The sequence below is a fragment of the Pseudomonas syringae group sp. J248-6 genome (assembly GCF_032586995.1).
GTDB lineage: Bacteria > Pseudomonadota > Gammaproteobacteria > Pseudomonadales > Pseudomonadaceae > Aquipseudomonas > Aquipseudomonas amygdali.
This window is the reverse complement of record NZ_JAWHOP010000020.1, coordinates 64,490-79,087: the sequence shown is the minus strand read 5'-3', so window position 1 is coordinate 79,087 and position 14,598 is coordinate 64,490. Positions and strand designations below refer to the sequence as shown.

At 61.7% G+C, this 14,598-nt stretch carries 9 protein-coding genes; 5 read left to right on the top strand and 4 right to left on the bottom strand.

The features are described 5' to 3' along the window. Positions 1-455 precede the first annotated feature (455 nt). Together selO and RYC17_RS21565 are read right to left on the bottom strand one after the other, a co-directional pair. Positions 456-1,919: a protein adenylyltransferase SelO gene (gene selO, locus RYC17_RS21570; protein ID WP_058407728.1), complete on the bottom strand. Its 1,464-nt coding sequence runs from the start codon at positions 1,917-1,919 to the stop codon at positions 456-458. A gap of 137 nt (positions 1,920-2,056) precedes the next feature. Then, a complete protein-coding gene (locus RYC17_RS21565) occupies positions 2,057-2,722 on the bottom strand; it encodes a GntR family transcriptional regulator (RefSeq protein ID WP_080395112.1) in 666 nt (221 codons plus the stop codon). A gap of 253 nt (positions 2,723-2,975) precedes the next feature. Between RYC17_RS21565 and RYC17_RS21560 the strand changes: the two genes are divergently transcribed. The 5 genes from RYC17_RS21560 to RYC17_RS21540 are packed head-to-tail and all read left to right on the top strand — an operon-like array spanning position 2,976 to position 9,132. Further along, positions 2,976-4,208 carry an NRAMP family divalent metal transporter gene (locus RYC17_RS21560; RefSeq protein WP_005731064.1) on the top strand — a complete coding sequence of 411 codons (1,233 nt, stop codon included), beginning with the start codon at positions 2,976-2,978 and terminating at the stop codon, positions 4,206-4,208. A gap of 15 nt (positions 4,209-4,223) precedes the next feature. Next, positions 4,224-4,988: a 5-oxoprolinase subunit PxpA gene (locus tag RYC17_RS21555; protein ID WP_316904422.1), complete on the top strand. Its 765-nt coding sequence runs from the start codon at positions 4,224-4,226 to the stop codon at positions 4,986-4,988. A 2-nt stretch (positions 4,989-4,990) separates the two neighbouring features. After that, a complete protein-coding gene (locus RYC17_RS21550; protein ID WP_058399855.1) occupies positions 4,991-5,788 on the top strand; it encodes a putative hydro-lyase in 798 nt (265 codons plus the stop codon). A 9-nt stretch (positions 5,789-5,797) separates the two neighbouring features. Next, positions 5,798-7,402 (top strand): 5-oxoprolinase/urea amidolyase family protein, encoded by a 1,605-nt coding sequence (locus tag RYC17_RS21545; RefSeq protein ID WP_122280655.1) that lies wholly within the window; start codon positions 5,798-5,800, stop codon positions 7,400-7,402. After that, positions 7,399-9,132: an acetyl/propionyl/methylcrotonyl-CoA carboxylase subunit alpha gene (locus RYC17_RS21540; protein WP_058407726.1), complete on the top strand. Its 1,734-nt coding sequence runs from the start codon at positions 7,399-7,401 to the stop codon at positions 9,130-9,132. The genes RYC17_RS21545 and RYC17_RS21540 overlap by 4 nt, the downstream gene beginning before the upstream one ends. A gap of 69 nt (positions 9,133-9,201) precedes the next feature. Here RYC17_RS21540 and mscK read toward each other — a convergent pair whose 3' ends face one another. Both mscK and RYC17_RS21530 read right to left on the bottom strand, forming a co-directional pair. Next, positions 9,202-12,591 carry a mechanosensitive channel MscK gene (gene mscK / locus RYC17_RS21535; RefSeq protein ID WP_058407725.1) on the bottom strand — a complete coding sequence of 1,130 codons (3,390 nt, stop codon included), beginning with the start codon at positions 12,589-12,591 and terminating at the stop codon, positions 9,202-9,204. A 38-nt stretch (positions 12,592-12,629) separates the two neighbouring features. Next, complete coding sequence (locus RYC17_RS21530) at positions 12,630-14,372, bottom strand: potassium/proton antiporter (protein ID WP_058399859.1); 1,743 nt, start codon at positions 14,370-14,372, stop codon at positions 12,630-12,632. Between the last annotated feature and the right edge of the window lie 226 nt (positions 14,373-14,598).

Below are 14,598 nucleotides of genomic sequence, written 5' to 3'. Positions count from 1 at the left end.
CAGAACGGCATGCGACGCGGAGCGCCGCACGATAGTTACAGGATTATCGTTCCTCACGCTCCAGCGTGGGAATGCCGGGTGTGATGCTCCGCGTCACAGATCTGTGCCGCGCCGCACATTCCGGATAGGACGCGGAGCGTCCAGAACTGCATGCGACGCGGAGCGCCGCACGATAGTTACAGGATTATCGTTCCTCACGCTCCAGCGTGGGAATGCCGTGTGTGATGCTCCGCGTCACAAATCTGCGCCGCACCGCACAGTCAGGATCGGACGCAGAGCGTCCAGAACGGCATGCGACGCGGAGCGCCGCACGATAGTTACAGGATTATCGTTCCTCACGCTCCAGCGTGGGAATGCCGTGCGTGACGCTCCGCGTCACAGATCTATGCCGCGCCGCACACTCAAGGCAGGACGCAGAGCACGGTGAGCATGGGCACGATAGGGGACCAAAAGCCTCACGACGAACAGCTGATTTCCAGATGCTTGCCCCAGTCCGGTGGTCGCTGGGCGTAGCCTTCCATTCCGGGTTGTTCGGTGAAGGGCGTGCAGAGCACCTGATGCAGACGGCGGACTTCTGCATAGTCACCTTTTTCCGCTGCGGCGATAGCGTTCTGGGCCAGGTAGTTGCGCAGTATGTACAGCGGATTGACCGCGTGCATGCGGGTTTGACGCTCCTGCTCGGTGCCGTTGTCCTCGAGGGCAATACGCGCCAGATACGCTTCTGCCCAGCCATCGAAACCCTTGATGTCGACAAAGTCGTCGCGCAATGTGCGCAGCGCTTCTGCGGCGGGCTGATCGCCCAGGCGGCGGAAAAACAGGGTGTAGTCCACGCCACTGTTCTGCATCAGCTTCAACAATTGGCTGACCAGTTGTTCGTCCTGCTCTTGGGCAATGGTCAGGCCCAGGCGACGACGCATCAGGTCCAGGTAGTGCGCCTGATACAGCGGCAGGAACAAGCCAATAGTCTCGCGTAACGCTTCCACGCTGATGAACGGTGTCAGCGCCTGCGCCAGTGCGCTCAGGTTCCATTGTGCGATAGGCACCTGATTGCTGAAGGAGTAGCGGCCCTCGTGATCGGAGTGGTTGCAGATGAAGTGCTCATCGAAATCGTCCAGAAACGCGAACGGTCCGAAATCGAAGGTAATGCCCAGAATCGACATGTTGTCGGTGTTCATCACGCCATGACAGAAGCCGTAGGCCTGCCACTTGGCAATCAGCTCGGCGTTGCGCTCGACGATTTCGCGGAACATCGCCAGATACGGCTCGGGCTGTTCCTGACAATGCGGGTAATGCATGGTCAGCACATGTTCGGCCAGCGTCTTCAACTGCTCGGGCTGTTTGGTGTAGAAAAAGTATTCCAGACTGCCGAAGCGCACATGGCTCTGCGCCAGACGCAGCACCATCGCGGCGTGTTCCTGGGTTTCGCGCCATACCGGCGTGCTTGAACTGACTACGCACCCTGCACGGCTGCTGGGGATACCCAAAGCGTGCAACGCTTCGGAAGCCAGAAACTCACGGATCGACGAACGCAGCACAGCGCGTCCATCGCCCATCCGCGAGTACGGCGTGCGGCCCGCGCCCTTGAGGTGCAGGTCCCAGTGTTCGCCTGCGTCGTTATACACCTCGCCCAGCAACAGCCCGCGGCCGTCACCCAGGCGCGGGTTGTAGGAGCCAAACTGATGGCCGGAATAAACCATCGCTCGCGGCTCGGCTTCGGACCACAGCTTGTGGCCGCTGAATATCTCCGCGAACAGCGGCAGATCGGCTTGTTCAGGGGCCAGGTCCAGCAGCGCCAGCGCTGACTGGCTGGCAACCACAAGCCGCGGCGTTTCGATGGGCTCAGGCAGCACGGAGGTGGAGAACGCATCGCCCAGACGGGCAAAGCGGTTGTCGAAAATGAGTTCGTCGAGTGCTTTCAAACGTAGCGCCTCCAGAGGGGGATTTCAGGCTTTCAACGAAGCGGCGGCCTGCCTGGCTCGTCGGGCGTGTTGCAACGGTCAGAACCCGTAGACCGGGTCCCGGGGTGGTAGTTCTGGCGATCAGGTAGACGCCCGGACTACCGGGCCCGGGTTCGCTCGTAGGCGGCTAGAATCGTGCGCTCCGATTGCACCAGATATTCTTCGAGCATATGGGTCGCTTCATCGGTCTTGCCAGCGTCGAGACGGCCGAGCACGGCAGCATTCATGTCCAGGTAGGGCGAGTGGAGCAATTCCGGATTGTTGAGCAGCCCGAAAGCCAAGCGTAATTCTGCCGAGATCTGCGCATAAAACGCTACCAGTCGCGGGCTGTCGGACAGTTCGACGATGGCCTTGTGAAACTTCATGTTGGCGGTGCCGACGGCCATCCAGTCATTGGCTTCACGGGCGCGCACGCCTGCCTCGACCGCATTGCGCATGTTCTGCACGCCAGGATGCTGCGGATATGCCTGGGCAATCGCCCTGCATTCGATGAAGCGCCGGATGCGATAAATATCGATGATCGAGGCCATATCAGGCTTGGCCACGGTCACTCCGCGGTTGGGTTCATGAGTGAGCAAACCCTCGCGGGTCAGAATTCTGAAGGCTTCTCTCAAGGTATTGCGGGAAATCTGCAGGCTTTCGGCCAGCGCCGCTTCCGAAAGGCGTTGACCGGGAACCAGCTCACCCTCGACCAGCATTCTGCGAAGCTCTGTGGTGATTGATTCTCCAAGCGTACGAGGGAGGAGAGAAGCAGCGTCGTTCATAAAGGGTCCGGATAAGGAAAAGCCGAGTCGATATTCCACGACAGCTCATTGGCTGGCAAGGACGAAGGCCATCCGATGCTTCATCAGGTAGCACACTTGAGTTCAAGCGTAACAATATGGTGCGTATTGTTGATCCATAAGATATGGATTGTTCAACAATATTATCTTTATGTATCTACAGCTTGGCGCTGTTTAATGCCCTTTGGCATGCTCATTGCTCTGGCAGGTTACCTCTCATCTCAGGAATGCCGCCGTGACACAGACTGCCAATGAGTTCACCAAGGCGCGTCGCGCCTCATTGATCGCCGCGATCTTCATGATGGCGACCTCTGCCATCGGTCCTGGTTTTCTGACCCAGACAGCCACGTTCACCGCGACTCTGGGGGCGGCGTTTGCCTTCGGCATTCTGGCGTCGATCCTGATCGACTTCGTGGTGCAGTTGAATGTCTGGCGCATCGTGACGCTGACCAGAATGCGCGCGGCCGATCTGGCCAACGCAGCGATCCCGGGCAGTGGTTATCTGCTCGCCGTACTGGTCATCTTCGGTGGCCTGGTGTTCAGTCTGGGCAACATCGCCGGTGCGGGCCTGGGCTTGAATGCGTTGACCGGTCTTGACCCCAAATGGGGTGGCGCTTTGAGTGCGCTGATCGCCATTGCGATCTTCTCGTCGCACCGTGCGGGTATTGCGATGGATCGCATCATGATGGTGCTGGGTACCTTGAAAGTCTGCCTGATCCTGTTCGCTGCCTTCGCCTCGCACCCGCCGCTGGGCGAGGCGCTGCGTCAGACGGTATTGCCGGACATGGTCGATTTCGCCGCCATCACCACCATCGTCGGCGGCACGGTCGGCGGTTACATCACTTATGCCGGTGCTCACCGCTTGCTGGATCGCGGCACCGTCGGGGTCGAGAACATCGATGTCGTGTCCAAGGCGGCGCTGACCGGTATTCTGGTCACCGGGGTTGTCCGTTACATACTGTTTCTGGCGATCCTCGGCGTGGTCGCCAGCGGCGTCGTCATCGATGTATCCGGTCAGGGCGCAAACCCTGCGGCCCAGGCGTTCACCGCCGCCGCTGGCAACTTCGGCCTGATCATGTTCGGCCTGGTGCTCTGGGCGGCCGGCATCAGCAGCGTAATCGGCGCGTCCTATACTTCGATGTCGTTCATCACGGTATTTTCCAAACGCATCACCGAGCGCGTGCGCAACCTGGCAACTGTCGGCTTTATCCTGATCACCGTGGTCGTATACGTCATGTGGGGCAAACCACCGGCCGCGCTGCTGGTCTTTGCCGGGGGCTTCAACGGTTTGATCCTGCCACTGGGCCTGAGCATTTTCATGTACGTCGGCTGGCGCCGGTCCGACATGATGGACGGCTACCACTACCCGCGCTGGCTATTGGTGCTGGGCGTGCTGACCTGTCTGCTGTCGTGGTACATGGCGTTCAAATCGGCGGGAGCCATCTTTGCCTTCATCAATGCAGCCTGATTTCGGAGAATAAAAATGCCTGCAATAGACCTCAACAGTGATCTCGGTGAAAGCTTCGGCGCCTGGAGCATGGGCGACGACGAGGCGATTCTCGATGTGGTCAGCAGCGCCAATGTGGCCTGCGGCTTCCATGCTGGTGACCCGGCCGGGATCCTGCGCACCCTTGAGGCCGCTGCGGCCCGGGGCGTTGCCATCGGCGCACATGTGGCCTACCCGGACCTGGTAGGGTTTGGCCGCCGCAACATGGACATCCCGAGCGACCAACTGACCGCCGACGTCATTTATCAGATCGGCGCGCTTCAGGGCCTGGCCCGCAGCGCCGGGACCAGCGTGACATACGTCAAACCTCACGGCGCGCTGTACAACACCATCGCTGGCGATCAGCGCCAGGCAGCGGCGGTCATTCAGGCGCTGCTGCGTATCGACCCTGCGCTGAAGCTGGTGTGTCTGGCCAATTCGCCACTGCTCGGCTGGGCGCGGGAAGCTGGACTGGCGTGCGTTGCCGAAGCGTTCGCCGACCGGGCCTACACCGCTGAAGGCACGCTGGTCTCCCGTTCGCGGCCCGGTGCCGTGCTGCACGATGCCGAACTGATCGCCGAACACATGCTGCGTCTGGTGCGCGACGGGGTTATCGAGGCTGAAGACGGCCGCGAAATCAGTCTGCAAGCCGATTCTATCTGCGTACACGGCGACAGTCCGGGCGCGGTGAACATCGCCCGCATTCTGAAAGACCGTTTGCACGACGCAGGCGTTACCGTCCGCGCATTCAACCGGGGCTGACCATGAACAACACCTTGCAACACGCCCGTCAGGCGGCTATCGAGGCACGTACCCGCTATCGACAAGGGTTTGTTTCGCCGACCGCGGGTCAGGCCCCCGGTCTGACCCAGTGCAACATGATCACGCTGCCGCGCGATTGGGCCTATGACTTTCTGCTGTTCGCCCAGCGCAATCCGCAAGCCTGCCCGGTGCTGGATGTGACCGAGCCTGGCAGCTACACCACGCTACTGGCCGAACAGGCCGACCTGCGCACCGACCTGCCGTTGTATCGGGTCTGGCGTGATGGGCAACTGGCTGAAGAAGTCAGCGACGCCAGCGAAATCTGGGCGCAGCACGGCGATCTGGTCAGTTTTCTGATCGGTTGCAGCTTCACCTTCGAGACCGACCTGATGAACGCCGGGATCGATGTGCGTCACATCAGCGAAGGCTGCAACGTACCGATGTACCGCAGCAATCGTGTCTGTCGACCTGCCGGGCGCTTGCAGGGAAACATGGTGGTGTCGATGCGGCCCATCGCTGCCGACCGGGTTGCCGAGGCAGCAAGGATCACCGGGCGCTACCCCGGCGTGCACGGCGCCCCGGTGCATGTCGGCGAACCTGAGCTGCTTGGCATCAAGGATCTTGCGCATCCGGACTTCGGCGATGCCGTGAGCATCAAGCCCGGCGAGATTCCGGTGTTCTGGGCCTGCGGCGTGACCCCGCAGGCGGTGGTCATGGCGTCCCGTGTGCCGTTTGCGATTTCCCACGCACCGGGGCACATGTTCATTACCGATATTCCGGACAGCTACTACCACGTATAGGAGAGGCTCATGCGTTTCTACCCGGCCAACCTGGACGCGCTCCTGGTTGAACTGTCGAACCTGGACGAGACTCTGGCCCTGTTCGAATCGTTACAGCAGAGGCCCATCGCAGGCGTGGAGGAAATCGTTCCGGCGGCCCGGACGTTGCTGGTGCATTTTCGTCCGTCTGCCATCGGTTTCGAGGCGCTTGCGGCGCAGATTGCCTCGCGTGACATTCGCGGCAGCGCTCGCGAGCCCGGCAAGCTGATTGAAATACCCGTGCATTACAACGGTGAAGACCTGGCTGATGTGGCCCGCGAGCTGGACATCAGCGTTGACGAAGTGATCAAGCGCCACACCGGCAGCGACTACAACGTTGCCTTCTGCGGCTTTGCGCCCGGTTTTGCCTACCTCAGTGGCGGTGCCGGCTTTGTGGTGCCGCGGCGCAGCACGCCGCGCACGCGCATTCCGGCTGGCGCAGTGGCGTTGGCCGGTGGCTTCAGCGGTGTTTATCCACAGGCCAGCCCCGGAGGCTGGCAGATCATCGGCGTGACTCACTCAAAAATGTGGGACCTGGGCCGCGACGAGCCAGCCTTGCTTCAGCCTGGCTATCGCGTGCGCTTTCAAGACGCGGGTCCGCTGCCCGTGACCAGCGTTTCGGTGGCTGCGCCCGTTCGTCAGCAGGCGTCGACAATCACCGAAGACTATCTGCAAGTCGTTACGCCGGGTCTGCAGACCCTGTTTCAGGACCTGGGGCGTCCCGGTCGGGCAGGGCAGGGTGTTTCCGCATCGGGTGCGCTGGATCGCGGCGCATTGCGTGCCGCCAATCGCGCAGTAGGCAACGAGCCAGGCACTGCTTGTCTGGAAATTCTCATGGGTGGCCTGACGTTTACCTGTCAGGGCCAGGCGGTGGTAGCGGTTACCGGTGCTCAGGCGCCTGTCGAGGTGCTGACGGCTGATGGCCAACGCATGCAGCCGCCGCTTTACGCGCCGTTTTCGTTGCAGAGCGGCGATCAGGTGAGCATCGGTTCGCCCACCGCAGGCTTGCGCAGTTATCTGGCCGTTCGCGGTGGTTTTGTCCACGAGCCGGTGCTGGGCAGTCTGTCCACTGACACGCTGGCCCAGGTCGGACCCGCAGCGCTGGCGGCTGGCGACCGGCTGGGCTTCAAGTGCAGAACCGGCGGCGCTGCGGTGTCGACTGGCGAACAACCGGCCTTCGACATGCCGCGCAATGATCAGGTCATTACCCTGGATGTGGTCATGGGGCCGCGCAGCGACTGGTTCACCGCCGAGGCGCAGGCGTTGCTTGCGCAGCAAACCTGGCTGGTTACGCCGCAATCCAACCGTATCGGTATCCGCCTGGCGGGCGAGCAGTCGCTTGCGCGCGCCGTCAGTGGCGAACTGCCCAGCGAGGGCACCACGGTCGGTGCCATTCAGGTACCGCCCAGTGGCCAGCCGGTACTGTTTCTGGCGGACCACCCGTTGACCGGCGGTTACCCGGTCATCGGCGCAGTCGCTACCTATCACCTGGACAAGGCCGGGCAGATTCCGGTCAATGCCCGCATTCGTTTCAACCCGCTGAGCGCCTTCGAGCCAGTGCGCCCCGCCACTTCAGACGAGACCAATAACAGATGAAAAAGGTTCTGATTGCCAACCGTGGCGAAATTGCCGTGCGCATTGCCCGCGCCTGCCGTGACTATGGGGTTGCCTCGGTGGCCGTGTATGCCGATGCCGATATCGACGCGCTGCATGTGCTTCAAGCCGATGAAGCCTATGGGCTGCAAGGTGAGCGCCCGACCGACACCTATCTGAACATCGAAAAACTGCTGGCAGTGGCTGCTCGTGCCGGTGCCGACGCGGTTCACCCGGGGTATGGCTTCCTCTCGGAGCGCGCCGACTTTGCCCGCGCCGTGATCGACGCCGGCCTGACCTGGATCGGCCCGGACCCTGCAACCATCGACGCATTGGGTGACAAGGTGCAGGCCCGGCGCATCGCCTTGAAAGTCGGTGCGCCGCTGGTAGCCGGTACTGAAAACCCGGTGAAAGATGCCTCTGAGGTGCTTGCGTTCGCCGAGCAGCACGGCCTGCCGATTGCCATCAAGGCCGCCTTTGGCGGCGGTGGTCGAGGCTTGAAGGTGGCCTGGAAGCTGGATGAAGTCAGCGAACTGTACGAGTCTGCCGTACGCGAGGCAGTAACCGCGTTTGGCCGTGGCGAATGCTTTGTCGAACGCTTTCTGGACCGTCCTCGTCATATCGAAGCGCAGATCATCGCCGACCGCCACGGCCGCGTAATCGTTGTCGGCACCCGCGACTGCTCGCTACAACGCCGCAATCAGAAGCTGATCGAAGAAGCGCCAGCGCCTTACTTGAATGATGAACTGCGCCAGCGCATTCACGATTCGGCCCGTGCGGTTTGTGCCGAGGCAGGCTATGTCGGTGCCGGTACGGTGGAATTCCTGCTCAGTGGCGACGGCACCCTGTCATTCCTGGAGGTCAACACACGCTTGCAGGTCGAACACCCGGTGACTGAAGAAACCAGCGGTGTGGATCTGGTCATCGAACAACTGCGCGTGGCCGACGGCCTGCCGCTATCGTTCGACGGTACGCCTGTACCGCGCGGCCACAGCTTCGAATTCCGCATCAACGCCGAAGATGCAGGCAACGGCTTCCTGCCGACCCCGGGCACCATCGACGTGTTTCAGCCACCGTCCGGACCGGGCGTGCGGCTGGACACCGGCGTGACAGAAGGCTCGCGAGTGTCAGCGAACTTCGATTCGATGATCGCCAAACTGATCGTCACCGGCGCGACCCGCGAACAGGCTATCAGCCGCGCCCGCCGCGCCCTGGCCGAGTTCAAAGTGGAAGGCGTCGCCACCGTGCTGCCGTTCCATCGAGCCGTCATGGCCCACGACGACTTCACCGCCGCCAATACCTTCGCCGTCCACACCCGCTGGATCGAAACCGACTTCGCCGAGCACGTCACCATCGCACCGCGCAACGCTGCGCCAGTCGATGCAGGCGTGCTGCGCACCTTCGTTGAAATCGACGGCAAACGCCACGAACTGGGCCTGCCCGCCGCGCTGCTGGCCGGCATGAGCCTGAACGCTGCCGCACCGGCTGACGCCAGCCAGCCAGCTGCCGACGCCCCTGACCCGCACGCAGTACTGACGCCGGTCGCGGGTAATCTGCATGCGTGGGCAGTTGAGGACGGAGCGACAGTAGAAAAGGGCCAGGTGATCGCCATCATGGAGGCGATGAAGATGGAAACATCGATACTGGCGCCGTGTGCCGGAACCGTGCAGATCAGCAAGGAGCCTGGCGGGTATCTGGAGGCGAAGGTGGTGATTGGGCGGGTTGAGGCCTGATTTGATTGCAATCACGCGTCAACCGGGCTGTTACCCGATTGACGCGTGCTGTTGCAGAAAGTAATCGCCTTAGTCCAGCCGCAACTCAGGCGGCTCCGGTGCATCCTTGGTCGCCGGGGCCACTTTGGTGTTTACCGGTTGCAGCGTTGTTTGCCCGGTCGGGGCTCCGGTTTTGTCGCTCGGCTCGGCGGGCACCAGTTTGTATTCCAGGCCTTGGGTGTTCTTGAGGTAGATCTCCATCTGGCGGAACGAGATGTTGATGTGCTGCTTCTTGAACTCGCGATTGATGAAGCGGTTGATCTCGTCCAGCACCGGGTTGCGGTCGCCCAGGTCGCGGACGTGCATGCGCAGTTCGTGGTCGAGGGTGCTTTCGCCGAAGTTCAGGAAGTAAACGATGGGCTCTGGTTCCTTCAGCACCCGAGGGTTTTCCCGGGCGGCTTGCAGCAGCAGGGAGCGCACCAGATCCAGGTCCGAGCCGTAATCGACGCCCAGCTTGAGCGTTACGCGGGTGACAGTGTCGGTCAGCGACCAGTTGATGAGCTGGCCGGTGATGAAGGTCTTGTTCGGGACGATGATGTCCTTGCGATCGAAGTCAGTGATGGTCGTTGCGCGGATGCGGATCTTGCTGACCGTCCCCGACAGGGCGCCGATGGTGATGGTGTCACCGATCCGCACCGGACGTTCGAAGAGGATCATGATGCCGGATATGAAGTTGGCGAAGATCTCCTGCATGCCGAACCCGAGCCCTACCGACAGCGCCGCGACCAGCCACTGCAATTTGTCCCAGCTCACGCCCAGCGTTGACAGCGTTGTCACGAAGCCGACACCGGCGATGGTGTACGATAGCAGCGTGGTCGTCGCGTAGGCACTGCCTTGCGCGAGGTTCATGCGTGACAGCACCAGCACTTCCAGCAGGCCGGGCAGGTTGCCGGCGAGCACGAAGGTGATGACGATGATCACCCCTGCACCGAGGAAGTCGCTCAGGCTGATCGGCACCATACTCATGTTGGCACCGGTACCGCTGGTGTATTCGTAGAGGATGATGTTGTCCAGGTAGGCGAACACGGTGATCAGCTCGGCCCAGACCAGGTACAGCGCACCGACGAAACCGGCCAGCAGGGCCAGACGAATCAGGCGCAGCGACTGCTGGTTGACCTGTTCGATGTCCAGTTTCGGCTCTTCGACCGGAATGTCGCTGTCGCCGTTTTCCCGGGCTGCCTGACGCTTGGCCAGCGCGCGCTGATAGGCCAGACGCCGGGCGGCGACGCTCAGGCCGCGAACGAAGGTCGCCTCGACCATCAGCCAGATCATCATCAGGTACAGGGTGTCGATCAGGCGGTCGCTGAGCTTGAGCGCCGTGTAGTAGTAGCCAAAGCACACGGCCAGAAAGAGTGCGACGGGCAATGCTGTGAACACCACACCGACAGTCTTGCGGAACAGCGAAGCGTTATGATGCGTGGGGCTTGAGATCAGCAGGCGAGCGAGCAGCCAGGTCATCAGAGCGTAACAGGTCAGCACCACGCCGATCCCCAGCACATCGTCGGCCAGCGCGGCAGGCTGGTGCTCGGCTACGGCCACCACCGCCACCAGGGCCAGGACGACCAGCCCGAGGCGACGCACCCAGCCACGCAGGAACTCGACCTGCGCCGTTTCCCAGCGGAAATGCAGCTGGGCAACGCCAGATGGGGCGAGTACGCGGTAGGCGGTGTAGAACACCAGCCAGGCGAGGGCGATCTGCAGCAATGCCTCACCCAGGTTGGCGTTCTGCCCGCGTGCATCGATTTGCAGTGCATAGCCGCACAGCGCCAGGCCCAGCGCCACGGGCATGGCCAGCAGCACGTTGATCAGCAGCGCCAGTGGCGTTTTCCATTGGCTGTCACGTTTGAAGTGGCCGATGTCGGCATGCAGGCGATTCAGCTTCTGATACAGCGCCTTGCGCCGCCAGGTCAGTACGCCGATCAACAGCAGCAGGGGCAGGAACAGCAGCGGTCGCTGAGTCAGACCGTCTGACAGCTCGCTCAGGCTGGATGTCCAGGGCAGGGTGGCGATCTGCTTTTGCAGGCGCGGCCAGATATTCTGAAACCATTCCAGGTCCAGCGGCTTGTTGCTGGGGATCCAGAACATCTGCTCGTCGAGTGTGGCGCGCAGCCCCTGAGCGGTGCTGGTCAGCTGCTTCTGGTTCAGTTGCAGCGTGATGGACTCGTTGAGCAACGCGCTCAGCTCGCGATTGAGACGCTCCAGCAAGTCGCTGCGGGTGATCGCTAGGTCGAGCAGCGTGCGGCGCAGTTGCGGGGTAATGTTTTCAGGCGGTTGAGTGGCGAGCAGCTTCTCGACATAGGCGGTCGGTGTGCTCATCTGCTCGCGTTGCTGGTTGATGTCGAACTGATACAGGCGGATGTTGGCGATTTCGTCGGCCAGGCCCTTGTCCAGCTCCAGGTGCGGCAACGCCTGCTTCTGCTTGTAGAGAATCTTGGACAGCAGCAGGCTGCCGCTCAGCACGTTGATCTGCTCGCTGAGGGCTTGATCGGTCTGGGTCAGGTTGTCCAGTTGCTGTTTGGTCTTGAGGTTTTGCTGGGTCAGCTCGTTGAGGCGGTCGGTGCCGCGCAACAGGTAGTCAGACAGCTTGAGGTTGGCGGCGCTTTCGGTCGCCAGCAGGCTGCTGCCACCGGACTTTTGCGCTTCCAGGGACAGGTCGGCGACCGTTTTCTGCGACTGGGCGCGACGCTTGTCGTTGATCAGGGTTTGCAGGTCCTGAATTTCCTGTTCCTGGCGCGCGACCTTTTCGGTCAGCAAGTCATGCTGGCTATTGCCCAGGTCCTGCAACTGGCTGTTGCCGGCCAGTTCCTGACGGCGCAGCAGGTTGAGGGCGTTGATCGAGGCCAGTTCTGAATTGAGCAGGTTGCGCTGGTCGGCGCTCAGGGTTTTGCCGTTGTCCTTGCCGCTCTTGAGGATGGCGTTGATCTGCTGGATGCGCGTCTGATTGGCGCTGATTTCAGTCTGCGCCCGCTCAGGCCGGGTCTGCGCGGTGATTGCCAGGCTGTTGGCGTCGTTGAGTTCGCTTTGCAGGTCGCTTTGCTGAGTACTGCGCTGGCTGAGAAGCTGCTCCAGTTGTGGCACATCAAGGCCGCCGTAGCGCTGGGCGACGGGTACCACTTTGCTTTCTTTCAGGCGGGCCAGCTCGCGCTGGTTTTCCGAGGTCTGTTTTGGCGCCTGGGCCAGTTGTTGCTTGAGCGCTTCGAGTTTCTGCTCGCTGTCCTTCTTGCTGGCGAGAAAAGCCAGCGTTTGCTCGAGTACCTGTTGCAGCGCCTTCTGCTCGGCATCGGGCAGCTTGCGATCAGCAATCTTGTCGAGACTTTGCTGCACGGCATCGCTGCTGGGCGGATCGGCGGCGAGCGCCGGGAAGGTGGACAGGCAAAGCGCAAACAGTGCGGCAGCACAAATGGAACGCAGGGAAAACATAGACACCGGTCGCATGATGATACGTGTGGATTGGCAGTTTAAAGGAACAGTCCGGGGCCCGGGCGGGTTCCTTCGGGGAATTTGACGCCCACTTTCTGGATCTTGTTCCCGTCCATGACGGCAACTGTCCAAATAGTTCCATTCCATTCAATCTGGTCGCCCACCACCGGCTCGCCGCGGTTCTTCTGCACAATGAACTGGCTGAGCGGCATTCCGGGGTCGATACCATCGAGTTTCAGGCCATACAGGGCCGCGACTTCACCCAGCCGTGCATCGCCTTCAAGTACGAAGTCGCCGAAGAAGCGCAGGTCCAGGCCACGTTGCGGTGCCTGGCTGAACAGTTTGCCCAACGCCGGAAGGTCGTGTTCGTGACCGATCACACACAGTAGGTCACCCACTTCCAGCGTCGTACTGCCGGACGGGTGGAGCAACTGCTGGCCCCGGAACAGCGCGGCAATACGCGTGCCTTCAGGCATTTTCAGCTCACGCAGCGCCGCACCGATGCACCACTTTTCAGCGCCCAGACGGTAGACGAACAGCTCCCATTCACTGGTGACGTGCACCTCCAGCGCGGCCCGGGAAATAGGCGCGGGGTCAGGCGGAACCGTCACTTTCAACAGTTTGGCCACCCACGGCAGGCTGGTGCCTTGCAGCAACAGCGAGACCAGTACGATGAAGAACGCCAGGTTGAAGTACAGCTGCGCATTGGGCAGCCCGGCCATCAGCGGGAACACGGCGAGAATGATCGGCACCGCGCCGCGCAGGCCGACCCAGGCGATAAAGGCTTTTTCGCGGCCATGGAAGGCCTTGAACGGCAGCAGGCCGACCATCACCGACAGCGGGCGTGCCACCAGAATCATCCACAGCGCCAGGCCCAGTGCCGGTATTGCAATCGGCAGCAGGTCGTGGGGTGTGACCAGCAGGCCCAGCACCAGAAACATGCCGATCTGTGCCAGCCAGGCCATGCCGTCGAGCATGTGCAGGATGCCGTGGCGGCTGCGAATCGGCCGGTTACCCAGCACCAGACCGCACAGGTAGACCGCGAGAAAACCGCTGCCGTGGATAGCGTTGGTCAGGGCGAAGATCGCCAGGCCGCCGGCAATCACCAGAATCGGGTACAGGCCGGCCGCCAGATTGATGCGGTTGACCAGCTGCAGCAGGATCCAGCCGCCGCCCAGGCCGATGAAACTGCCGATGCCGAACTCCTGAATCAAATGCCCCAGCAGCCCCCAGTGCAAACCGGTCTGCCCACTGGCCAGCATGCCGATCAGGGTGACGGTCAGGAACACGGCCATAGGGTCGTTGCTGCCCGATTCGATCTCGAGGCTGGCGGTGACCCGCTCGTTCAGGCCTTTGCCGCCCAGCAGGGAGAACACCGCAGCAGCGTCTGTCGAACCGACGATTGCACCGATCAGCAGCCCCTGGATAGCGCTCAGATTGAACAGCCATGCCGCCACCATGCCGGTCAGTACCGTGGTGATAAGCACGCCCACCGTCGCCAGCGACAAGGCAGGCCACAGCGCTACCCGGAAACTGGCCACCCGGGTGCGCAGCCCGCCGTCAAGCAGAATGACGGCCAGCGCAAGGTTGCCGACCAGGTACGCGGTAGCGTAGTTATCGAAGATGATCCCGCCGCCATCCACGCCCGCTACCATACCCACGGCCAGGATGATGACCAGGATCGGAATGCCCAGACGTGATGAAAGAGAACTGACCAGGATGCTTGCGGCTACCAGCAACGCGCCGACCAGGAACAGGCTGTTGATGGTGGTGGCGTCCAAGGGCGGTACTCCGTAGAAAACTGAATTGAAGCGAGAGGGGCGAAAACTGACCATGCAGTCCGCATGCCAAGCGATTTAACCTGTTGAATTGCTTGGCTGTCAAAGATCAATTTCCGGCGGATCACGCAGCTTCGGCGTTCCAGAGCACGTGACTCGTTGCAATCTGGCGGTCGACACAGACGTATATGCCACAAGCCAAGCCTTCTTGCGGCCTTTTGTCGAGCTC

Coding starts and splice junctions, on each gene's coding strand:
- RYC17_RS21550 (WP_058399855.1), top strand. CDS start 4,991: ATGAACAACACCTTGCAACACGCCCGTCAGGCGGCTATCGAGGCACGT.
- RYC17_RS21545 (WP_122280655.1), top strand. CDS start 5,798: ATGCGTTTCTACCCGGCCAACCTGGACGCGCTCCTGGTTGAACTGTCG.
- RYC17_RS21540 (WP_058407726.1), top strand. CDS start 7,399: ATGAAAAAGGTTCTGATTGCCAACCGTGGCGAAATTGCCGTGCGCATT.
- RYC17_RS21565 (WP_080395112.1), bottom strand. CDS start 2,722: ATGAACGACGCTGCTTCTCTCCTCCCTCGTACGCTTGGAGAATCAATC.
- mscK (WP_058407725.1), bottom strand. CDS start 12,591: ATGTTTTCCCTGCGTTCCATTTGTGCTGCCGCACTGTTTGCGCTTTGC.
- RYC17_RS21555 (WP_316904422.1), top strand. CDS start 4,224: ATGCCTGCAATAGACCTCAACAGTGATCTCGGTGAAAGCTTCGGCGCC.